This window comes from Nonomuraea candida, from assembly GCF_000725485.1.
Taxonomy (GTDB): Bacteria; Actinomycetota; Actinomycetes; order Streptosporangiales; family Streptosporangiaceae; genus Nonomuraea; species Nonomuraea candida.
The window spans coordinates 1-265 of sequence record NZ_JOAG01000191.1 but is presented as its reverse complement, the minus strand read 5'-3'; the positions used below and the strand labels follow the sequence as shown (position 1 = coordinate 265).

The following is a 265-nucleotide window of genomic DNA, read 5'->3' as shown; positions in this document are numbered from 1 at the left end:
CGAGGGCTTCGCGCCAGTAGGCGGGGCGGGCGCCGCCCAGGACGGGGTGGTCGGCCAGGTCCTCGTACGACACCGCGTCCTTGGCCGCCAGCGGGTGCGACGGCGCCAGGGCGAGCACGATGGGCTCGGTGTAGACGATCGGGCCGATGGTGAGGTCGGGCTCGTCGACGGGGAGCCAGATGAGTGCGACGTCGATCTCCCCGCCGCGCAGCGTGCCGAACGGGTCGCCGAAGTCGACGCTGCGGATCTGCAGGTCGCACCCGGG

General features: G+C 73.6%; 1 protein-coding gene. It reads right to left on the bottom strand.

Going from position 1 to position 265, the window contains the following annotated elements; translation table 11 throughout:
- Positions 1-265 (bottom strand): substrate-binding domain-containing protein (locus tag IO39_RS43645; protein ID WP_043637924.1); only part of this gene is annotated, 265 nt, incomplete at both ends.